Consider the following 20,455-nt stretch of genomic DNA (forward strand, 5'->3'; position numbering starts at 1 on the left):
CTCCGTGAACCTGCACGACGGGTGTGCCAGGTGTCCGTTTCGGGGCACAATGGAGGCATGACCAATCCCCTCTCTCAGTCCGGTCGCCCAGGGCAGGGACTGCCGACGCCACCCTCCGGTTGGCCCATCGGTTCGTACCCCACCTATGCCGAGGCGCAGCGCGCCGTCGACTATCTCTCCGACGAAGAGTTCTCGGTGCAGGACGTCACGATCGTCGGCGTCGACCTGATGCAGGTCGAACGCGTCCTCGGCCGCCTCACCTGGCCCAAAGTCATTGGTGGAGGAATCGTTTCGGGTGCGTGGCTGGGAGTGTTCCTCGGCCTGGTGCTCGGCATCTTCAGCGAGAACATCTTCGGAGCCCTGCTCATCGGCGTCGGCGGCGGCATCATCTTCGGGTTGATCTCGGCCTCCATTCCGTACGCGGCCACCAAGGGGCAGCGAGATTTCGCGTCGAGCATGCAGTTGGTGGCGGGTCGATACGACGTCCTCTGCGAGCCTCGAACGGCGGAGAAAGCACGCGACCTGCTCGCCAAACTGTCGATCTGATCACACCTGGTGGACGACCAGGCAACCGACAGGTAACGGAATAGCCCCAAATCGCCCTCTATGCCAGTGAGTTCGGTTACGTTTCTTTCGTGCACGGCAGTCCCACACAGTGTGCTGCGCGAGTAATTGAACGTACGGAGGCGGAAAGTGCCGAGACATCGTGGTCGTAGGCGTGGCAAAGCGACGAGAATAGGGGTGTTGGCAGCAGCGGCTCTGGTCACGAGTCCGTTGCTCGCAGCGTGTGGTTCGTCCGACAGTTCGGTTCCGGTTCTGAGTTTCTACACCGCCGCAGACGGCGCAGAGCAGTACGCCGCTGCGGCGCAGGTGTGTTCGGATGCCTCTAACGGTCGATACCGCGTGGAGCAGCGGACGCTGCCCAAGAGCGCGAACGATCAGCGTCTCCAGCTCGCGCGACGCCTCGCCGGAAACGACAAGACGCTGGACCTGATGACGCTCGACGTGGTGTGGACGGCCGAATTCGCCGAAGCCGGATGGGCATTGCCCGTCCCGGAAGACCTGTCCGCGAAGCTGCGCGACGGCTCCACGCTCGAAGGACCGCTCGCCACCGCGGAATGGCAGGACCAGCTGTATGCGGTTCCGCTCAACTCCAACACCCAGTTGCTCTGGTATCGGCCGGACGAGGTGCCCGACGGGGTGCCCCCGCAGACGTGGGACCAGCTGATCGACGTGGCCGAGGCCAATGCGGCCGCAGGCAAGCCCGCGCAGATCGGCGTCCAGGCCAAGCAGTACGAGGGTTTCATGGTGTGGTTCAACTCGCTGCTCGAGAGTGCGGGTGGATCGGTCGTCGGGGAAGACGGAACGACGGTCACTCTCAACGACACTCCCGAGCATCGCGCCGCCACCGAGAAGGCTCTCGAGATCATCAAGCGGGTCGCCACGGCCGACGGCCACGATCCGTCGGTCTCGCAGAGCGACGAGGCGACGGCCCGGCTCGGGATGGAATCGGGACGGATGGCCTTCCAGGTCAACTACCCGTTCGTGCTGCCCGGCCTGAAGGAGAACGCGATCGCCGGTGCCGTCTCGTTCCTCGATCTCGCGAACGTGCCTGCCGATCAGCAGGACGCGCGGATCGCCGAGGTCTTCCGTAGCGCTCCGTATCCGGAGGTGAATCCCGGCGAGCCCGCCAAGGTCACCATCGGTGGATTCAACATCGGCGTCGCGAAGACCACTCAGCACGAGGACCTCGCGTGGGAGGCCGTCGAATGCCTCACCAACGAAGAGAACCAGCGCAACAACGCCGTCAACGGCGGTGTGCCGCCGGTACTGAAGTCGTTGTATTCCGACCCTGAGTTCCAATCCGTCTATCCCGCCTGGGAAGGCGTCCTCGGTTCCATCGAATCTGCGGCTGTGCGACCCGTTTCGCCTGCCTACCAGAGCATCTCGATTCTGTTGACCGATGCGCTCAACCCACCGCAGAACATCGATCCGGTAGCCGACGTGGACAAGCTCGCTGATCTGGTCACCAAGGCCGTCAATTCCGAAGGGTTGATTCCATGAGTGCTCCTACCGATTCAGAGCCCCAGTCGCAGCCTCTGGACAAGCAGGCAGCCCTGAAGAACGTCTCCGACGGCAAGAAGGCCGAACGGCGGCTGGGACTGTTGCTCATCGCACCCGCAGCGATTCTGATGATCGCAGTCACCGGCTATCCGATCATCTACGCGTTCTGGCTCAGCCTGCAGAAGTACAACCTCGCGTTCCCCGAGGATCGTGAATTCGTCGGCATCTCCAACTACGTCACGGTGCTCTCCGACGGGTACTGGTGGACGGCGTTCGGTGTCACGGCGGGCATCACGATCATCTCGGTCATCATCGAGTTCGTCCTCGGCCTGGCGGTGGCTCTGGTCATGCACCGCACCATCTTCGGCCGTGGACTGGTGCGCACCGTGGTGCTCATCCCGTACGGCATCGTGACCGTCGCCGCGGCGTACAGCTGGTACTACGCATGGACCCCGGGCACGGGATATCTCGCCAATCTGCTGCCCGACGGTAGTGCTCCGCTCACCGAGCAGTTCCCGTCGCTGGCGATCGTCGTGTTGGCCGAGGTGTGGAAGACCACGCCGTTCATGGCGCTGCTGCTCCTGGCAGGGCTGGCGCTGGTGCCCGACGATCTGCTGAAGGCGGCCGAGGTCGACGGAGCAGGCGCGTGGACCAGGTTGATGCGCATCACGATTCCGTTGATGAAGCCGGCGATTCTCGTTGCGGTGCTCTTCCGCACCCTCGACGCGTTCCGCATCTTCGACAACATCTACGTGCTCACCCGAGGTAGCAACGAAACCGGATCGGTCTCGATTCTCGGTTACAACAACCTGTTCGGGGCGTTCAACCTCGGACTCGGGTCGGCGATCAGCATCCTGATCTTCTTCTGCGTCGCGATCATCGCGTTCGTGTTCATCAAGCTGTTCGGTGCCTCGGCACCGGGATCCGACGACGGAGGCCGCAAGTAATGACCACTGTTACGCCTCGCAAGAAGGTCGGTTGGACGGTAGTCAACGTCCTCGTCCTGCTATACGCACTCGTTCCACTGCTGTGGATCATCAGCCTGTCGTTCAAGTCGACGGCCACCATCGCCGACGGCAACTTCATTCCGCGTTCGATCACCTTCGACAACTACAAGGGCATCTTCTCGACGAATCAGTTCACCTCGGCATTGGTGAACTCGATCGGCATCGGACTGATCACCACGGTGATCGCCGTGGTGATCGGCACGATGGCCGCGTATGCCGTTGCTCGCCTGGACTTCCCGGGAAAGAAGGCACTCGTCGGTGCGGCGCTGCTCATCGCGATGTTCCCCCAGATCTCGCTGGTGACACCGCTGTTCGACATCTCCCGCTCGCTGGGACTGTTCGACACCTGGCCGGGACTGATCATTCCGTACATCACCTTCGCATTGCCGTTGGCGATCTACACCCTCTCGGCGTTCTTCCGCGAGATTCCGTGGGAGCTCGAAAAGGCAGCGAAGATGGACGGCGCGACGCCCGCACAGGCGTTCCGCAAGGTCATCGCCCCGCTGGCTGCCCCCGGCATCGTCACCGCCGCCATTCTGGTGTTCATCTTCGCCTGGAACGACCTGCTGCTCGCCATCTCGTTGACGGCAACGGAGCGTTCGGTCACCGTCCCGGCGGCCATCTCGCAGTTCACCGGTAGCTCTCAGTTCGAGGAGCCCACGGGGTCGATCGCGGCGGCAGCAGTCGTCATCACGATCCCGATCATCATTTTTGTGCTCTTCTTCCAACGACGTATCGTGGCGGGCTTGACGTCCGGCGCAGTGAAGGGATAACCGTCATGGCCGAAATCGTTCTCGACAAAGTCACCAAGCTCTACCCCGACGGCGCGGCTGCGGTGAGCGACGTCGACATCACCATCGCCGACGGCGAATTCATCATCCTCGTCGGGCCGTCCGGTTGCGGAAAGTCCACCACCCTCAACATGATCGCCGGACTCGAGGACATCTCCTCGGGCGAACTTCGTATCGCGGGGGAGCGAGTCAACGAGCGTGCACCGAAGGACCGCGACATCGCGATGGTGTTCCAGTCCTACGCGCTGTACCCGCACATGACGGTGCGTCAGAACATCGCCTTCCCGCTCACTCTGGCGAAGCTCTCGAAGTCCGAGATCAACACCAAGGTCGAGGAGGCAGCCAAGATCCTCGACCTGAGTCAGCACCTCGACCGCAAGCCGGCGAACCTCTCCGGTGGTCAGCGGCAGCGAGTTGCCATGGGCCGCGCCATCGTTCGCACACCCAAGGCCTTCCTGATGGACGAGCCGCTGTCCAACCTCGACGCGAAGCTGCGTGTGCAGACGCGCGCCGAGATCTCGCGGCTGCAGAAGCGCCTGGGCACCACCACCGTCTACGTCACGCACGATCAGACCGAGGCCATGACCCTCGGCGACCGCGTCGTGGTGCTGCGCGGCGGACTGGTGCAGCAGATCGGGTCGCCGCAGGAGCTCTACGACAAGCCGCGAAACCTGTTCGTGGGCGGCTTCATCGGATCGCCCTCGATGAATTTCGTTCCCGGACAGCTCACCTCGAACGGTGTGTCCACCGCGCTCGGTGAGATCGACATCCCGCTCGAGCGGATGGATGCGATCAAGGCCAAGAACCCGGGCCGCGAGGTGGTCGTCGGTATCCGCCCCGAGCATTTCGAGGATGCGGCGCTGATCGACGGCTACCAGAAGATGAGCGGTGCCACCTTCACCGCCACCGTCGACGTGCTCGAGTCGATGGGCAGCGACAAGTACGTCTACTTCACGCTCAAGGGTGCCCGCGTCGAATCCAGTGAGCTGCAGGAACTGGCAGCCGACGCTGGTATCGCCGATCTCGGTGGCGCACAGGTCGTTGCACGTCTGGCGGCCGAGTCCAAGGCCGCCGAGGGTGGTCAGGTGGAACTGTGGTTCGACCCGGCGAAGATCTCGGTGTTCGACCAGGCCTCGGGTGCCAATCTGACGCTGTAGAGAGCGCTACGCGCATGTGAGCGGAATTTCGTGGTGGGCTACGAAGTTCCGCTCACATGGGTCAGAACGCGGAACCTGTGGTCGGTAACTGGTATCCCTGGAAGAAGTCGAACGGGACCACGTTCGGTGCCGGGTTCTGCAGCTGCGGTGCCGGTGCCTGTGGGAACAGTTCGGGCAGGCGGAACTGATCGGGCTGCTGGTTCTGCTGATACTGCGGCGCGCTGTGGTCACGATCGTCGCGGTCGGACCACAGGGGATCGGCGGACGCGGTGCCGGTGACTGCTACCAGAGGGATGGCCACCAATGCTCCGGTGACTGCTGCGCGGGTGAGAATCTTCTTGGTGTTCATCAGGTGTGCCTCTCGTCGGTGTTCGTACCTCCACGACACTAGGTACGCATGAGGTCACCCGAAAGGCAGATTCGTTGACTCCCAGTAGATTACGAGTTTCCTGCCAGGGGCCTCGACCAGCGGCTGAACGGTCCGCGTCCTGGTCGGAGGAGGGTGTCACCTGTCAGGCTGCTGTGAGGCGGTCGGCAGTGCGTCATACCGGCATGTTCGACGTGGTGGTCGGCTCGGACTCGGCCACTCGCACGGATTCCCGAGCGGCGGGGGTGCTCCTGATGGCCAGGGCTGCGAGTACGACGACGAGGCAGGCCACCGCGCCTGCGACGAAGGCTGCGGTGTACACGCTCTCGCGGGCAACGGCCGTCCCGTCGATGGTGAACATGGCCAGGACGGTGGACAGCGTGGCGCTCGCAATCGAGGTACCGACTGTCCGGACGATCGAGTTGACGCTGTTCGCCACCCCGGTGTCCGCTGCGCTGACCTCGGCGATGAGCAGGTTCGGCAGGGCAGCGAACGCAAGACTGACGAACATGTTGATGACGATGCCTGCGGTGATCAGCTGCCAGGTGTGATCGTGGGCGAGTGCGACGAAGACGAATCCGAACAGCCCGATCGCGGCTCCTGCGATCAGTACTCGCCGCGGCCCGAACGACCGGATGAGACGGCCACTGACGACGGCTGCGACTACTCCCACCGCCGCGCCGGGCAGCAGATAGACGACGCTCGCCTCGAGAACATTCGCGGTGAAGCCGTAGCCGGCCACGGCTCGTGGTGTCTGCACGAAGTACGAGCAGGCGAGGAAATTGACGAACATCCCGATACCGACGAACAAGGTGGCGACGTTGGTGGCGAGCAACGGGCCGTGGGTGAGCATGCGGGGTGCGACGAGTGGCTCGTCGGCGCGCTTCTCGAAGTTCCACCAGATGGCCCCCGCGACTACACCGACAACCGCGCACCCGATGGTGGCAATCGAACCCCACCCCCAGGTGCGGCCCTGGGTCAGGGCGAGGAACAGCAGAAGCAGAGTAACCGCGAGCAGTGCAGCTCCCCACCAGTCGACCGTGCCGCCACTGGTTCTCGGACGTGCCGGTACACCGAACCAGGCGATCGCGAGAGCGAGCACCACGAACGCAACAGTGAGCCAGAACACGCGGTGGTAGTCGGCACCGTTGGCCGTCAGCAGCCCGGTCAACACCAGTCCGAACCCGCCGCCGACGCCGAGTGTGCCGGACAGGACGGCCATCGAGCCCACGAGCTTACGAGGAGGCATCTCGTCGCGAAGGACGGCAAGCGCGATGGGGAACAGCGCGTAGGCCACGCCCTGCAGGACCCGGCCGACGATCAGCCACAGCAACGAGTGCGTCAGGGCCGCGAGCAGAGATCCGGCGAGGACGACAGTGAGCACACCGATCAGCACCGGACGCTTACCGTGCAGGTCGGCGAGCCTCCCGATGACCGGGGTGGCGATCACCGCCGCGAGGAGATTGGCCGTCAGTACCCATCCGGCGGCGGTGGTGCTGACCCCGAGTTGGGTGCCGATGGTCAGCACGATGGGGACCACCATCGTCTGCAGGACCGCGAGAGTCATGACGATGAAACAGAGTCCGGGCAGCAGTATGCGGCGGGTGGACATGAAAGAACTACCTCGTTACCTATCGACTATGCGTGGAACCGAAAAAAATAAAATGATGAACGCATCTAAGTAACTATCAGAGATCTGTATGTCAGGGAAGTGAGCCGAGGCCGCCACGACGGCCGAGCATCGACGCAGGCACTGCTATGGCCGGGTGGGTTTGCCCAGCGCTTTCTGCCGGAGTTCGCTGACGATCTCGTCGTTCCAGACGTGTTCGCGCACCAGGCGGTAACGCTCCCGGCTCATCCAGAGGTACGCCTCCGCGTCGGTGCGATCCTCGAGGATTTCGGCCGCGCGCACCATGCGCACCACCGGTAGGTACTCCTCACCGAACCAACGCCGCGCGACGGTACCGCGGTCGACGAATTCCCCGACCTCCTGCATCAGCCGGAAGCCCCACGCCTCGACCGACTCGCTGAGTTGGGCGTAATCGAACGGATCGGTCACCTGGACGGCCTCGCGGGCCTTGCCCACCAACGGGACACGACTGAGGAAGATGCGCCGGTGATCCTTGATCAGCAGGTCGCCGCGTCGGGTGATGCCCTCGGGTGAGATGCGCGTGATGATCTCGGTGACCACGGCGTCGATCGACGTTCGGTGCATGGCGAACGCGATGGACACTCGATGATGGCCGTCGACGACGAAGTGCATGCCGCCGATGCGGTACACCTGGATCGGGGGCATCGCCTCGCCGCGGCGTTGAGCGGCTGCAAGTCGCTGCCAGCGTTCACGAATGCGCGCCGACGTCGGCCGGAAGAAGCGGTCGAAATCGCGAGTGCGGTCGACGCTTCCGACGATGGTCTCGACGCGAATGACCTGCAGGCCGAGGTGACGCTCGCCCACCTTGCCGAGCGCGGCAACCACCTCGTCGAACGGCAGGATGGTGTTGACGTCGTCGGGTTGACGCCGGAGCCATCCGACCAGACGGGCGACGTCGGCGCGTCGGCGCTGGCGGGTGAAGTCGTTCTCCGCATCGGCGGCCGGAAATCCGGTGTCACGTGCCATGCCTGCGCCTCACGATCCTCGGTGCCTCGAATTCGGTTCTCTGTCCGCCCGGTTCGATCTCGAGCAGGGTGTACCCGACGGTGTTGATCACCGCTGCGCCGTGCAGGGTCAGATCCTCCGGCGTAGCGCCGTGCGGATGAATATGGCCGTGCAACAACAACTGTGGGGCGAGTCTTCGCGTCACCTCGTCGAGGCAGTCGAAACCGATGTGTGCGGGGTCGGTGTCGTCTCCGACGCCGAGCGGCGGACTGTGGGTCAGCAGAATGTCCAGGGGCCGAAGGTCTTTGCGGACGTTGCGATGCCACGCGAACGTCCGAGTCAGGGTGCGTGAGCGTCGACGTTGCTGCCGCTGGGTCCACTGGTTGGGCCCACCGTTGTAGCGGATGGACCCGCCGAGACCGGCGATCCGCAGGCCCGCCGCGGAGACGATTCGGCGATCGACGTTGACGGCTCCGACGGGCCCGGGCCAGGTGGTGGGGAGCCCGGCGCGCATCCATCCCGCACGTCCGGCCGAGTAGCCGGTGAGGTCCGCGTCGTGGTTGCCGGGAACGAATACGCACGGCGCGTTCAAGGCATCGGTGAGGTATTCGAGGTAGTCGAACGGAAGGTCGCCTGCGCCGAGAATCAAGTCGACTCCGAGCGACTTCACCTGCGGACTCCACAGGGATTCGATCGTTTCGTCGGACACTGCGAGAACGGAGACCACGGGTACGACGGTACCCACCTCCGTTGGGTGGCACCTCCGAACGGACTTCTCGGGCATCGGTGGTGTTGGATGGGTCAGGTGAGCGACAGTGTTGGATGGGTCACGTGAGCGACAGTGTCATTGCAGCGGTACGCGCACATCTGCTGACCGAGATCGGCGACGAGAATCCGTCGTCGGCGTCGGTGACGTTCCTCGGCCTCGAGCCGCTGGACGTCCTGAGATTCTTCGCGGACTCCGACGTGGTCCGGTACGTCAGTCTCGGCTGTTCCCGGCACCCCATGGCCGATCCCAACGAACTCGTCGCAGATCCCTCGCGTGGCCCCCGAGCCGAATTGGTGCTGACTCTCCGAGGCGGTGCAGGCGTGGCCTCGGGCGTGCACAAGAGCCTGGCCGTCCTTGCTGCGTCACCCGCGGTGGAGGGCGTCGTACTCGTAGAGGACGCGCTGCTCGATCTGAGTGAGCCGCTGTGGACCAACGCGCCGTTCACCGCTGTGCTGCTCGGGGCGAGCGACATCGCCGATCTGACACTGCCCGAGCCCTACGATCCGGTTCGCTTTCTGGCCGCCGTCCCTCTCACCGGCACCGAGGCAGCCTGGGTGCGGTTGCGCGGAGCCGATGCGCTGCGTGAGGCCTGGGCCGAGGCGGGGATCGACGTCCGCGATCCCAACCGGTCTGCCGCCAGCCTCTGACGAAGTTACCGCGCGTAGGACGCCAGCTCGGGTTCGGTTGCCACGGAGTCGTCCTCGAAATGCTGGGGAACGCCGAGGCCGTAGGCAAATCCGGTGATCGACGATTCCAGCGTGTAGCGCAGATGGGGCATTGTCGTCGTGAAGCACAGGTTCTTCGAAATGCGCTGCCGTACAGCGGGTCCGTTGTGGTCGAGTGCGTCGAGGACGATATTGTACGCGACGTTGTCACCGAGAATGCCGAAGTGTTCGACCGGTCGCAGTGGGCAGATGTCCTGGACGGCGATGTTCGCGGCTCCAGCGAGAGTGCTGGCGTGCGGTTGCGGATAGATCAGCTCGTCGAAGCGCGTGAAGATCGAGGTGTAGCTGGGTCCCGCGGGCAGCGGACGGGCCGCCAGCGCGGTGAGGAACTTCGATCCGGTGGCGATCTGCCAGTTCGCCGGCGGGCACTCCTGCGAGTCGTCGCACCCCGAGCGGGCCGAGTCGGTGCCGTTGTACGGGGTGGCGAGGGAGATGAAATCCGACACCAGGGCAGGCAGGTCGGGCCAGAACGTCAACGCCCACAGCTCGTCGAGCGGGCCGTGCTGGTGACCCATCAGGACGACCTGGCGACCGCTGTCGGCTGACATCGTCCGAACCGCGTGCACCACGTACTGGGCGCCGACCTGTAGGTCTCCGTACCCTTCGTCCGGCAGCGAGAGGCTGCACACCGGTATCCCTGCGGCGGGCAGTGACTGCAGATAGTTCCAACCGAACGATTGCTGATCGGTGGCGAAAGCCGGGGTGAGCAGAACCGGATCGTGGGTGGCGTCGTGCAGATCCGTGGTGCACGTGAGTGCCTTGTCGAGATCGGCCTGCGCGACGGTCAGCGGCGGACCGGCGGGATCGGCGTATACCGGCTGAGCCGACGCGGCCCCCGGCGCGGACGAACAGATCACGGCGACGGCGACGGCCAGTATCAGCGTGCGGATTCTCATCGATCCCTTCCGAATGACGATGCAGGGCTTCTGCAGTCTCATCCGGCGTGAACGGGTGGGTTCGTCACCCGGCGGTGGTCGGGGCAATCACCAACTACCCACGCTCGACGTTGGACGACGTCCAACGTCGAGCGTGGCTTCTACAGCCAGTCGTTCTTGTGGAACGTGCGCCACAATCCGATGCAGACGCAGGCGACGATCCCCGCGATCAGGTGGTAGCCGTAGGTCCAGTGCAGCTCGGGCATGTTGTCGAAGTTCATCCCGTAGATGCCCGCGACCATGGTGGGTACTGCGGCGATCGCCACCCACGCCGAAATCTTGCGCATGTCCAGGTTCTGCTGCATCGTCACCCGGGCCAATGCGGCATCGACCAGCGAGCTGAGTACCTCGTCGTACTCGGAGATCCGCTCGGCGACGGTGGTGTGGTGGTCCTGCACGTCGCGCAGATACCGTCGCACGGCCTTCGGCACGCTCGGTTCCTGCACCAGACGAGCCAACGGCGTCGACAGCGGCGTAACCGACCGGCGCAGCTCGACGACCTCCCGCTTGAGCAGGTAGATGTTCTCGATGGGCACGTGGTGGTGCGGGGAGAACACCTCCTCTTCCATGCCGTCGACGTCTCGCTCGATCGACTCGGTCACCGCCAGATACTCGTCGACGACGTGGTCGGCCACAGCGTGCAGCACTGCGGACGGCCCGAGTGCGAGCTGTTCCGGGTTCGCTTCGAGGCGCTGCCGGACGCCGGCCAACCCCGAATGCTCACCGTGCCGGACGGTGATGACGAAGTCGCTGCCGACCATCACCATGATCTCGCCGCTCTCGACGATCTCGTTGGCGGTGGTCACCGACTCGTGCTCGACGTACTTCACCGTGCGCAGCACCAGGAATGCGACGTCGTCGTAGCGTTCGAGTTTCGGTCGCTGGTGTGCGTGCACGGTGTCCTCGACCATCAATTCGTGCAGTCCGTAGCACTGCGCGATCGCATTCATCTGATGGTCGTCGGGCGCATGCAGGCCGACCCACACAAACCCCTCGCCGCGCGCACGTACCTCCGCAATGGCCGAGGTGTGGGTGAATCTGCCGGGCAATCGGGAGCCGTCGACGTACACCGCGCAGTCGACGATCGCGCGGGCCGTGGGCACCGGAATTCTCGGGCCCGGATCGTGTGCGGCCTTGGGTCCTCGTCGATGCAATGACGGTAGCGACGGTCGAGGTGGAAGGGACGGCATGGCGGGCAATCGTACGCCAGCAAAACGACGAGACGGCGAGCCTGGAACACTGTCGAGGTGCTCATCGATCTTCATACCCACTCGACGGCGTCCGACGGTACCGACAGTCCGGCCGAGCTGGTCCACGCGGCGTCGGCGGCGGGACTGTCGGTGGTGGCGCTGACAGACCACGACACCACGTCGGGCTGGGACGAAGCGGCCGCAGCCGTTCCTCCCGGTCTGACGCTCGTGCGCGGTATGGAACTCTCGTGCACCGGACGCGGTGAGGACGGCGAACCGGTTCCCGTGCACCTGCTCGCGTACCTCTTCGACCCCGAGAACGATGCGTTCGCGGCCGAGCGCGCGCGTCTGCGCGGCGAACGGGTGACGAGGTTGCGAGCCATCGCCGAGAACATGGCGGCCGACGGTCTGCCGATCGATCCCGACGCAGTGTTGGCCTCGGCCGGTGCCGCAGCCGGACGTCCCCATCTCGGCCGAGCTCTGATCGACGCCGGATACGTCCCGGACATGAACGCCGCGTTCGCCGGTCCGTTGGCGACCGGCGGCAAGTACTACGTGGAGAAGGTGGACACTCCGCTCGAGGCTGCGGTACAGATGATCGCGGCAGCAGGCGGGGTGAGTGTGCTCGCGCATGCTCGGGCCCGCGCGCGTGGACGCATCCTCGACCTGGACCACATTCGAGAACTGACGCCGTTGGGGCTCGGCGGAGTAGAGGTCCATCACATGGATCATTCGCCCGAGGACACTGTGGTGATGGCCGATCTCGCCGCAGAACTGGACCTGATCGTCACGGGGTCCTCGGATTACCACGGGACCAACAAGACGGTGCAACTCGGCGAATACACCACTGCCCCGGACCAATACGACCGAATAGTTGCGGCGGCTCGCTCATGACCTTCGATGTGACGCTCTACCTGACCGTACTCATCACCCTGTTCGTCATCATGGACCCGCCGGGCGCTATCCCGGTGTTCCTGTCCCTGGTGGGCCGCAAGAGCAAGGAAGCTCGCAACAAGGCCGCGTGGCAGGCACCCGCCGTCTCGCTGACCGTCATCTCGGTGTTCGCCATCGGCGGTCAGGCGATTCTGAGCTACCTGCACATCGGCATTCCGGCACTGCAAGGCGCGGGCGGATTGCTGCTGCTGCTCATCGCTCTGTCGTTGCTCACCGGCAAGGGTGCGGGCGGCGACTCCGCGGCGGAGGACGTCAACGTGGCCCTCGTGCCGCTAGGGACCCCGCTGATGGCAGGTCCCGGTGCCATCGCCGCAGTGATCGTCTACGTCAGCCAGGCCGACGGTGACGCGGGCTCGTTACTCGCAATTGCGTTGGGCATCATCACTATTCACGTGCTGTTCTTCCTGATCTTGCGATTCTCGACGGTGCTGATCCGTCTTCTCGGTGAAGGTGGCATCTCGCTGCTGGCGCGTATCGCAGGTTTGTTGCTCGCCGCCATTGCGGTGCAGTTGATCGCGGATTCGGTCCGCGGATTCGTGGCCGGCGGATGACCGGGGCCAGGGCGGGAGCGGGGCTCCGCTTCCTGCGCGGGCTCAGCGGTGTCGTCACCGCGGGTCTGGTGGTGCTCGCGATCGGTGTCGCCGTCACTCAATATCTCGGACACTCCCGCGGCTTCCCCGGGCCAGGGGGTCTTTCCGTCGCTGCACACATCGCCGCCGCCGCCGTGGCCGTGGTCGCCCAGCGCATCGCGGATCATCGTCGCGGGTTCTCCGCGTTCGTCGGTGCACTCGTCGTCTTCGTCGTCACCGGCCTGGTGCTGTGGACACAATGGTGGCAATGACGGGAGGGGTGGCAATGACGACAGTGGATGGGGTTTGCTTCTGACTCTGTGGTCAGGTGGCCGAGCGGTGTGGCACACTGAGCCCACCGATAGGGCTACAGCCCATCGCTGATCGTGTCGGCACACCCGCCGCACCTGCGAGACACGCTTTCGGCAGTTTGCAGCCAGCACTGGCGCACTCCGAGTGCTCTCCATTCCCAGAACCACTCACTTCGTTGACATGCGTCGCCTTGCTGGTCGAGGTCGACAGTGCGAGGAGCTTTCACCGTGACGGCAGTCGAAGACACCACAGCACCGAACTCGGCACCGGCAGTGCCGGCCGCGATCACCGACGAGGAGATCTTCGCCGGACATCTCGGCGGAAAGCTGTCGGTCGAGTTGGCGGCGCCGCTCGAGACCCAGCGCGATCTGTCCATCGCCTACACCCCCGGGGTGGCCCAGGTCAGCCGCGCCATCGCGGCCGACCCGGCGCTCGCCAAGCGCTACACCTGGACCGATCGCCTCGTCGCCGTCATCTCCGACGGTTCCGCGGTGCTCGGCTTGGGCGACATCGGCCCACGGGCGTCCTTGCCGGTGATGGAGGGCAAGGCCGCACTGTTCAAGAAGTTCGCCGGTCTCGATTCCATCCCGATCGTCCTCGACACCAACGACGTCGACGAGATCGTCGAGACCATCGTGCGGATGCGGCACAGCTTCGGTGCCGTGAACCTCGAAGACATCTCGGCCCCACGCTGTTTCGAGATCGAGCGCCGGGTCATCGAGGCGCTCGAATGCCCGGTGATGCACGACGATCAACACGGCACCGCCATCGTCGTCCTCGCTGCGCTCAACGGGGCCGCGAAGGTTCAGGGCCGCAGCACGTCCGAACTGAAGGTCGTCGTCTCCGGAGCCGGTGCAGCGGGCGTCGCCTGCGCCAACATGCTCCTGCTGGCCGGCATCCCTGACGTGGTGGTGCTCGACTCCAAGGGCATCGTCTCCTCCGATCGCCACGACCTCACCAGCGTCAAGACCGATCTCGCTGCGCGCACCAACCTGCGTGCACTGTCCGGCGGGGCGGCCGAGGCCCTGGCCGGCGCGGACGTGTTCCTCGGTCTGTCCGCAGGCAAGGTCGACGAGCGCTACATCGCCTCGATGGCCCCGGAGTCCATCGTGTTCGCGCTGTCGAACCCCGATCCGGAGATTCACCCGGAGGTGGCGAGAAAGTACGCCGCCATCGTCGCGACCGGACGCAGCGACTTCCCGAACCAGATCAACAATGTTCTCGCCTTCCCCGGTGTGTTCAAGGGTGCGCTCGACGCGGGCGCTCGCCGCATCACCGAAGGCATGAAGCTCGCCGCTGCCGAGGCAATCCTCTCGGTTCTCGGCGACGAGTTGGCTGCGGACAAGATCGTGCCCAGCCCACTCGATCCTCGTGTCGCCCCGGCCGTTGCGGACGCAGTTGCGGCAGCAGCGCGAGCCGAGGGCGTCGCGTAGGAAAACGGAAGAAACACCGGCGAACCAGCCCTACCAGGGCCAGTGGTTCGCCGGTGTCTTTCGTTCGAAGACGCCGTCGTCGAGCGGCCTTCGGGTCGAGTCAGACCTTCGCCAGTCCGGTGGGCATCCGGCGCAGCCGGCCGGTTCCAGGAACGGAGGTCCACACTGCAAGGGCGAGCAGACCGTCGACGACGAGGGTCAGCACGGCCACCAGAATCGCGCCGACCAGAACCCGTTGGTAGTCGTACAGCGCCAGACCGTCGAAGATGTAGCGGCCGAGCCCACCGAGGTTGACGTAGGCCGCGATCGTCGCAGTGGCGATGATCTGGAGAGTGGTGTTGCGGAGTCCGCCGAGGATCAGGGGGAGCGCATTCGGAATCTCGACCCGAAGCAGGACTTGGGTTTCCGTCATGCCCATCGCACGGGCCGCGTCCACCACGTTCGCGTCGACGTTGGCGATACCGGAGTACGTTCCGGCCAGCAGCGGCGGAATACCGAGCAGCACCAGCGCGATGATGGGCGGCACCAGACCCAACCCGATCACCAGAACGAGGAACACCAGGATGCCGAGGGTGGGCAGTGAACGAAGTGCGTTGACGAGGCCGACGATCACCGCTTCACCGCGTCGTAGATGACCGATCAACAGGCCGATGGGTATTGCGATCACTGCAGAGAGCAGCACCGCCAGCAAGCTGTACCACATGTGCTCGATCAGCCGAGCGCCGATTCCCGTTGGCCCCGACCAGTTTCCGCCGTCGAGGATGTACGAGAACGCCTCCGAGAACAGATTCATGCGCGTGCCTTCTTCTTCGACGAGCCCGTGCCGAGGCGTGTCCACGGGGTGAGCCGACGGCCCAGCAGGAACAGGGCCGCGTCGAACACCAACGCCAGGAACACGATCGAAATGATGCCCGCGAATATCTGGTCGGGATAGTCACGTTGGTAGCCCTGCGTGAAGAGCTGACCGAGGCCGCCGATACCTATCACCGAGCCCACCGAGACCAATGAGATGTTCGTGACCGCTACGACCCTGATGTTGGCGATGAGTACCGGAAGTGCCAGTGGCAGTTCGACGGTCACTGCTCGGCGCAGTGTCGAGTAGCCCATTGCCTCGGCGGAATCGACGACGGCGAACGGTACCGAGTCGAGTGCCTCGGGAACAGCGCGCACCAACAGCGCCGTCGAGTAGACGGCCAGAGCGATCACGACGTTCAGCGGATCGAGAACGGGCAGACCGACCACGGCCGGGATGGTGACGAACAGGGCCAGCGACGGAAGGGTGAACGCAATACTGGCCACCGTCAACGTGATTCGACGAACCCAGCGGGTGTTGCGAATGACGGTGCCCAGCGGGATGGCGATCAACAATCCGACGAACAGTGGAACGAGCGAGAGATACAGGTGTGTCTTGGTGTAGCCGAGTACGACATCGAAATTGTCGAACAGCCAAGTCACTGGTCTGCGTCCCCGGCCGTGCGGAAGTGGTGCCGGTTGCGCTCCGCGTCCTCGGACTTGCGTTGTACAGCAAGGTTTTCGAGTATCTCCGCGCCGTCGACACTGCCGACGGCCGCCCCGGAGGAATCGACCGCAACCCCGATGCCCGACGGCGACGAGATCGCCGAGTCGAGTGCCTGCCGCAGATCGCCGCCCTCGAGGAACAACGACCCGCCTGCAGCTGTGCTGTCGTCGATACTCCGACCGTCGCGCACTTTCTCCACGCCGGTTGCATCGATCCATCCGAGCGGACGTCGCTGCGAATCGACCACCAGAACCCACTGACCCTGGTCGAGCCGAAGGCCGCTCACCTCGTCCTGCATGGCCGTCTGGATCGGGTGCATCGTCACCGATTGCGCCGAGCGGAACTGCAGCCCTCGGTAACCGCGGTCGCGACCGACAAAACCGGCCACGAACGGAGTAGCGGGTGCCGCGAGTACGGTCTCGGGCTTGTCGTACTGCTGCAGTCGGCCCTGTGGCCCGAAGACCGCGATGTGATCACCGAGCCGGACGGCCTCGTCGATGTCGTGGGTGACGAAGACGATCGTCTTCTTGAGATCGGCCTGCAGGCGCAGCATCTCGGTCTGCAGCTCCTCACGAACCACCGGGTCCACCGCGCTGAAGGGCTCGTCCATCAACAGGATGGGCGGGTCCGCGGCCAGCGCTCGTGCCACGCCCACCCGCTGTTGCTGCCCACCGGACAGCTGCGCCGGGTAGCGCGAGGCGAACGCCGGATCCAGGCCGACACGCTCGAGAACGTCGAGTGCGGCTTTGCGTGCTGCGCGACGAGATTCGCCGTTGAGCACGGGCACAGTAGCGACGTTGTCGACGACGGTGCGATGCGGAAGCAACCCTGCACTCTGGATGACGTAGCCGATGCCTCGACGCAATTTCACGGCATCGGTATCCGCGATGTTGCGACCGTCCACGCTGATCAACCCAGAGGTGGGTGTGATCATGCGGTTGATCATCCGCATCGAGGTGGTTTTGCCGCAGCCGGACGGCCCCACGAACACGGTGAACGAGTGTGGCTCGATCACCAGGTCCAAGGAGTCGACCGCCGTGGTGCCGTCCGGATAAGTCTTGTTGACCTGCTCGAAGGTGATCATCAGCTGACCGGCTGGTCCAGACCCTTCTCCTTGACCCAGGCCGCTGCTGCTGCCGCGGGCTCGACCTTCTCGTCACCGGACACCGAAGTGTTCAGCGCGATCAGCTCTTCGGTGGTGATCTGTGCCGACACGGCGTCGAGAACCTGGGTGAGCTTGTCGGACTGCTTCGCCGTACGCAGCACCGGGATGATGTTCTGGGCGGCGAAATTGTTCTCCGGGTCCTCGAGCACCACCAGATCGTTCTGCGCGATCGCAGGCGAGGTCGTGAAGATATCCGCGGCGACGACCTGCCCGGAGACCAGAGCCTCGACCGTGGCAGGTCCGCCGCCGTCCGAGATCGGGATGTAGTTGCCGGCCGAGATGTCGAGGCCGTACTTGTCGCGGAGACCCGGCAGACCGCCGACTCGTTCCTGGAACTCCGGGGTACCGGCGAAGGTCACGTCCGAGGAGAACGGCGCGAGGTCGCCGACGGTCGTGAGGTTGCGCTCGGTGGCGGTCTGACGAGTGACGACGACCGCATCCTTGTCCTCGCCGGGGGCTTGGGCCGTCACGGTGAGGTCGTCGCCCAGTGCGGCGGGCAGGGCTGCCAGCACGTCGTCGGAGGACGTGGCCGTTGCGGACTCGTCCAAGTACTGCAGCAGGTTGCCGGTGTAGTCGGGAATCATGTCGATCGACCCGTCACGCACTGCGGGGATGTAGGCCTCACGGCTGCCGATGTTGAGCTTGGTGCTCACGTCGAAACCGTTGGCACGCAGCGCCTCGGCGTAGATGTTCGCCACGGTCTCGGACTCGGGGAAGTTGGCGGAGCCGATGATGATGGAGTTCGTGTCGGTGTTGGTCTCGCCTCCACCGCTGGACAGTGGATCCGAATTTCCGCCGCAGGCGGTCAGGGCGGTGACCGAGAGAGCGAGTGCGGCAACAGCTGCCACTGCCCTCGGAGCGGAGAACGCACGCGTGATGCGGGAGGTGGTCATGGTGTCCTTCCATCGGTTCGGGCACAGTCCTACCCATTTCCGCCGATCGGCCCCTGGGGGCATCGGAAGAACCAGGACTCGGGCTGCTCGGGATGGTAGTCGAAATCAGCGTGCCCATAAGGTTGGTTCGACTACCGTCTCGTTCGCACTAGTGCCCCGCGGTCGGGATCGGTAAACCACACGGGCAGTGAACAGGAGAAAATACAGTGCGTTCGTCGGTTCTGGCCACGGCTGTGGTGGTGTCGATCGCCGGACTCCTCGGCGGCTGCAGTACCGCCGAGTCGGCCCACCCTGCTGACGGGCCCGTCGTCGTCGGATCCGGCAGCTCGGACATCTCCCAGTTGCTCGCGCAGATCTACGCCGGTGGGTTGCGCTCGACGGGGGTGGACGTCGAAGTGAAGGACGGCCTCGGTGATCGGGCCGACTACCTCGCGGCCCTCGATCGCGGCGAGGTGTCCATGGTTCCCGACCTGACCGGCGACCTGTTGCGCACCTTCGACACGCTCGCCGGCGCAACCGAGGCCGAGGACGTGTTCACCGAGCTGAACCGCTCACTGCCCGCCGGGTTGTCGGTGGGGGACTACGCGACGGCCGAGGATCGATTGGCGATTGCGGTAGCTCCCGACTCGCCGTCGGACGACGGGGAGACGGTGACGGAGTTTCTGCGGCGGGAAGATGTGACAGTGGGGACGGTCGAGGGAGAGGTACATCCGATGGACGTGAGGACAGAGGGTGTGGGCAGCCCGAGCTTCACCGGGGCCGGATTCTCGGAGTTCATGGTGTACCCGGACGCAGAGTTCGCCATCGACGACCTGAATTCGGGTGCTGTGGATGCTCTCGCAATTCGCACCGCGTCGTTCGGCCCGCTGGCAAAAGATCTCACAACACTGCCCGACGACGACCACGTCTATCCGGCGCAGAACGTCGTTCCGCTCTACCGCAACGGGGTGCTGAGCGAGAGTGCTCTGCGGTCCTTCTCGGTGGTGGCGGGGGAGCTGACGACAGCGGACCTCGCCGACATGATCGGCGAGGTCCGTGGTGGTGTTGCGTCAGGCGATGTCGCTGGCCGCTGGCTCGGTGAGCGCAACCTGTGAGGCGTCGTTCGACGAGGCCCTGACCTTGCGGCCCAGATACGCGCCCATGTGCTGGACGGCCTGAGCGGCCTCACGCAGGATCGACGCCTGCAGATGAGCTACGTGCCAGAGCTTCTTGTACTCCACGTGTTCGAGCTCTGCGCCGGAGAGGCGCAGCTTGTCCGCGAACGCAGTGATCTGCGCGTACAGGACCTCGTCTGTGCCGACGTGCATGACGATCGGTGGCAGGCCGTCCAGGTTTCCGAGCAGTGGGGCGAAGCCCTGATCGAGCGGATCGCCCGCGCTCAGATACGCATCGGCCGAACTGTACGACCAGCCGGTGTTCACCACCAGATCGCGATCCTTCGGGGCGTCGCGCGCACCGGGATCGACCCACGGCGAGATCAGTCCGAGGGCAGCCGGGCTCGTTCCGTCGTCCACCAGACGTCGGGCGGTGGCCACCGTGAGACCGCCGCCGGCCGAATCGCCCGCGATGGCAATGCGATCCGGGGTGAAGCCGTGGACTCGAACCAAATCGCGGAATGCCGCGACGGCGTCGTCGAGTGCGGCCGGGTACGGGTTCTCCGGGGCCAACCGGTAGTCGAGCACGTAGACGGCACTGGCCGATTCCCGGGCCAGGTGCGCGGCCAGCGAGCGGTGCGTGTTGATCGATCCGATCGTGTACGCGCCGCCGTGCAGATACAGAATTGCGGTGTCGCGCTCGGTCGCACCGACGGTGACACGCTCGGCTTTGCGGCCCGCGAGTGTCATCTTCTGCGAGACCGTTCCGTGCGGCAGCGTCTGCGCCGGAGCCGCAGCCTCGAGGAGGGCACGCTGCGCCCGGAAAGACAGGCGTGGATTCAGTGCGAGGCGGTAGAAGGGCTTGAGCGTTGCTGCCACGATGGGCAGGGGAACGTAGAAGGCTTTCACGACGCG

Annotated in this window: 22 protein-coding genes; 11 read left to right on the forward strand and 11 right to left on the reverse strand. The window is 64.9% G+C overall.

Annotated elements, in window-relative coordinates; translation table 11 throughout:
* The first annotated feature begins 57 nt into the window (after window positions 1-57).
* From ACQR3T_RS23160 to ACQR3T_RS23180, 5 genes are all read left to right on the forward strand, one after another.
* Window positions 58-546, forward strand: a complete 489-nt coding sequence (locus ACQR3T_RS23160; protein ID WP_008714301.1) for a general stress protein — start codon at window positions 58-60, stop codon at window positions 544-546.
* Between the two features lie 195 nt (window positions 547-741).
* On the forward strand, window positions 742-2,064 hold the full coding sequence (locus ACQR3T_RS23165) for an ABC transporter substrate-binding protein (RefSeq protein WP_032375918.1): 1,323 nt from the start codon (window positions 742-744) through the stop codon (window positions 2,062-2,064).
* On the forward strand, window positions 2,061-3,011 hold the full coding sequence (locus tag ACQR3T_RS23170) for a carbohydrate ABC transporter permease (protein ID WP_032375917.1): 951 nt from the start codon (window positions 2,061-2,063) through the stop codon (window positions 3,009-3,011). Before ACQR3T_RS23165 ends, ACQR3T_RS23170 begins: the two co-directional genes overlap by 4 nt.
* Complete coding sequence (locus tag ACQR3T_RS23175; protein ID WP_032375916.1) at window positions 3,011-3,844, forward strand: carbohydrate ABC transporter permease; 834 nt, start codon at window positions 3,011-3,013, stop codon at window positions 3,842-3,844. Before ACQR3T_RS23170 ends, ACQR3T_RS23175 begins: the two co-directional genes overlap by 1 nt.
* A 5-nt stretch (window positions 3,845-3,849) precedes the next feature.
* A complete protein-coding gene (locus ACQR3T_RS23180; RefSeq protein ID WP_032375915.1) occupies window positions 3,850-5,019 on the forward strand; it encodes an ABC transporter ATP-binding protein in 1,170 nt (389 codons plus the stop codon).
* A gap of 61 nt (window positions 5,020-5,080) precedes the next feature.
* Here ACQR3T_RS23180 and ACQR3T_RS23185 read toward each other — a convergent pair whose 3' ends face one another.
* The 4 genes from ACQR3T_RS23185 to ACQR3T_RS23200 form a co-directional block, all read right to left on the reverse strand.
* Window positions 5,081-5,368, reverse strand: coding sequence for a hypothetical protein (locus tag ACQR3T_RS23185; RefSeq protein WP_032403030.1), 288 nt, complete (start codon window positions 5,366-5,368; stop codon window positions 5,081-5,083).
* Between the two features lie 193 nt (window positions 5,369-5,561).
* On the reverse strand, window positions 5,562-6,998 hold the full coding sequence (locus tag ACQR3T_RS23190; RefSeq protein ID WP_032375914.1) for an MFS transporter: 1,437 nt from the start codon (window positions 6,996-6,998) through the stop codon (window positions 5,562-5,564).
* A 144-nt stretch (window positions 6,999-7,142) separates the two neighbouring features.
* Window positions 7,143-8,003, reverse strand: coding sequence for a hypothetical protein (locus tag ACQR3T_RS23195; RefSeq protein WP_032375913.1), 861 nt, complete (start codon window positions 8,001-8,003; stop codon window positions 7,143-7,145).
* Complete coding sequence (locus ACQR3T_RS23200) at window positions 7,993-8,709, reverse strand: metallophosphoesterase family protein (RefSeq protein WP_032375944.1); 717 nt, start codon at window positions 8,707-8,709, stop codon at window positions 7,993-7,995. Before ACQR3T_RS23200 ends, ACQR3T_RS23195 begins: the two co-directional genes overlap by 11 nt.
* A gap of 95 nt (window positions 8,710-8,804) precedes the next feature.
* On the opposite strand from ACQR3T_RS23200, the gene ACQR3T_RS23205 reads away from it, so the two are divergent.
* Window positions 8,805-9,398, forward strand: coding sequence for a suppressor of fused domain protein (locus tag ACQR3T_RS23205; RefSeq protein WP_428694937.1), 594 nt, complete (start codon window positions 8,805-8,807; stop codon window positions 9,396-9,398).
* Between the two features lie 5 nt (window positions 9,399-9,403).
* On the opposite strand, the gene ACQR3T_RS23210 is transcribed toward ACQR3T_RS23205, so the two are convergent.
* Both ACQR3T_RS23210 and ACQR3T_RS23215 read right to left on the reverse strand, forming a co-directional pair.
* Window positions 9,404-10,372, reverse strand: a complete 969-nt coding sequence (locus ACQR3T_RS23210) for a lipase (RefSeq protein WP_428694938.1) — start codon at window positions 10,370-10,372, stop codon at window positions 9,404-9,406.
* 140 nt (window positions 10,373-10,512) lie between these two features.
* On the reverse strand, window positions 10,513-11,601 hold the full coding sequence (locus ACQR3T_RS23215) for a magnesium and cobalt transport protein CorA (RefSeq protein WP_032375912.1): 1,089 nt from the start codon (window positions 11,599-11,601) through the stop codon (window positions 10,513-10,515).
* A gap of 57 nt (window positions 11,602-11,658) precedes the next feature.
* Between ACQR3T_RS23215 and ACQR3T_RS23220 the strand changes: the two genes are divergently transcribed.
* From ACQR3T_RS23220 to ACQR3T_RS23235, 4 genes are all read left to right on the forward strand, one after another.
* On the forward strand, window positions 11,659-12,495 hold the full coding sequence (locus ACQR3T_RS23220) for a PHP domain-containing protein (RefSeq protein ID WP_428694939.1): 837 nt from the start codon (window positions 11,659-11,661) through the stop codon (window positions 12,493-12,495).
* Window positions 12,492-13,106, forward strand: a complete 615-nt coding sequence (locus tag ACQR3T_RS23225; protein ID WP_032375910.1) for a MarC family protein — start codon at window positions 12,492-12,494, stop codon at window positions 13,104-13,106. The genes ACQR3T_RS23220 and ACQR3T_RS23225 overlap by 4 nt, the downstream gene beginning before the upstream one ends.
* The gene (locus tag ACQR3T_RS23230) at window positions 13,103-13,396 is read left to right on the forward strand and encodes a hypothetical protein (protein WP_428694940.1); all 294 of its coding nucleotides are present in this window, start codon (window positions 13,103-13,105) and stop codon (window positions 13,394-13,396) included. The genes ACQR3T_RS23225 and ACQR3T_RS23230 overlap by 4 nt, the downstream gene beginning before the upstream one ends.
* Window positions 13,397-13,663: 267 nt before the next feature.
* Window positions 13,664-14,869 (forward strand): NAD(P)-dependent malic enzyme, encoded by a 1,206-nt coding sequence (locus tag ACQR3T_RS23235; protein ID WP_428694941.1) that lies wholly within the window; start codon window positions 13,664-13,666, stop codon window positions 14,867-14,869.
* Between the two features lie 100 nt (window positions 14,870-14,969).
* On the opposite strand, the gene ACQR3T_RS23240 is transcribed toward ACQR3T_RS23235, so the two are convergent.
* From ACQR3T_RS23240 to ACQR3T_RS23255, 4 genes are read right to left on the reverse strand one after another with little or no spacing between them, the layout of a single operon-like run.
* Window positions 14,970-15,662 carry an ABC transporter permease gene (locus ACQR3T_RS23240; protein WP_269607232.1) on the reverse strand — a complete coding sequence of 231 codons (693 nt, stop codon included), beginning with the start codon at window positions 15,660-15,662 and terminating at the stop codon, window positions 14,970-14,972.
* Window positions 15,659-16,324 (reverse strand): ABC transporter permease, encoded by a 666-nt coding sequence (locus ACQR3T_RS23245; protein ID WP_032403036.1) that lies wholly within the window; start codon window positions 16,322-16,324, stop codon window positions 15,659-15,661. The genes ACQR3T_RS23240 and ACQR3T_RS23245 overlap by 4 nt, the downstream gene beginning before the upstream one ends.
* Complete coding sequence (locus ACQR3T_RS23250; RefSeq protein ID WP_032375907.1) at window positions 16,321-17,472, reverse strand: ABC transporter ATP-binding protein; 1,152 nt, start codon at window positions 17,470-17,472, stop codon at window positions 16,321-16,323. Before ACQR3T_RS23250 ends, ACQR3T_RS23245 begins: the two co-directional genes overlap by 4 nt.
* Window positions 17,472-18,446: an ABC transporter substrate-binding protein gene (locus ACQR3T_RS23255; RefSeq protein ID WP_052069833.1), complete on the reverse strand. Its 975-nt coding sequence runs from the start codon at window positions 18,444-18,446 to the stop codon at window positions 17,472-17,474. Before ACQR3T_RS23255 ends, ACQR3T_RS23250 begins: the two co-directional genes overlap by 1 nt.
* A gap of 206 nt (window positions 18,447-18,652) precedes the next feature.
* Between ACQR3T_RS23255 and ACQR3T_RS23260 the strand changes: the two genes are divergently transcribed.
* Window positions 18,653-19,540: a glycine betaine ABC transporter substrate-binding protein gene (locus ACQR3T_RS23260; RefSeq protein ID WP_428694942.1), complete on the forward strand. Its 888-nt coding sequence runs from the start codon at window positions 18,653-18,655 to the stop codon at window positions 19,538-19,540.
* On the opposite strand, the gene ACQR3T_RS23265 is transcribed toward ACQR3T_RS23260, so the two are convergent.
* On the reverse strand, window positions 19,496-20,449 hold the full coding sequence (locus tag ACQR3T_RS23265) for an alpha/beta hydrolase (RefSeq protein WP_032375905.1): 954 nt from the start codon (window positions 20,447-20,449) through the stop codon (window positions 19,496-19,498). The genes ACQR3T_RS23260 and ACQR3T_RS23265 overlap by 45 nt on opposite strands.
* Window positions 20,450-20,455: the final 6 nt, after the last annotated feature.

The organism is Rhodococcus sp. IEGM1428 (genome assembly GCF_050321865.1).
Lineage (GTDB): Bacteria > Actinomycetota > Actinomycetes > Mycobacteriales > Mycobacteriaceae > Rhodococcoides.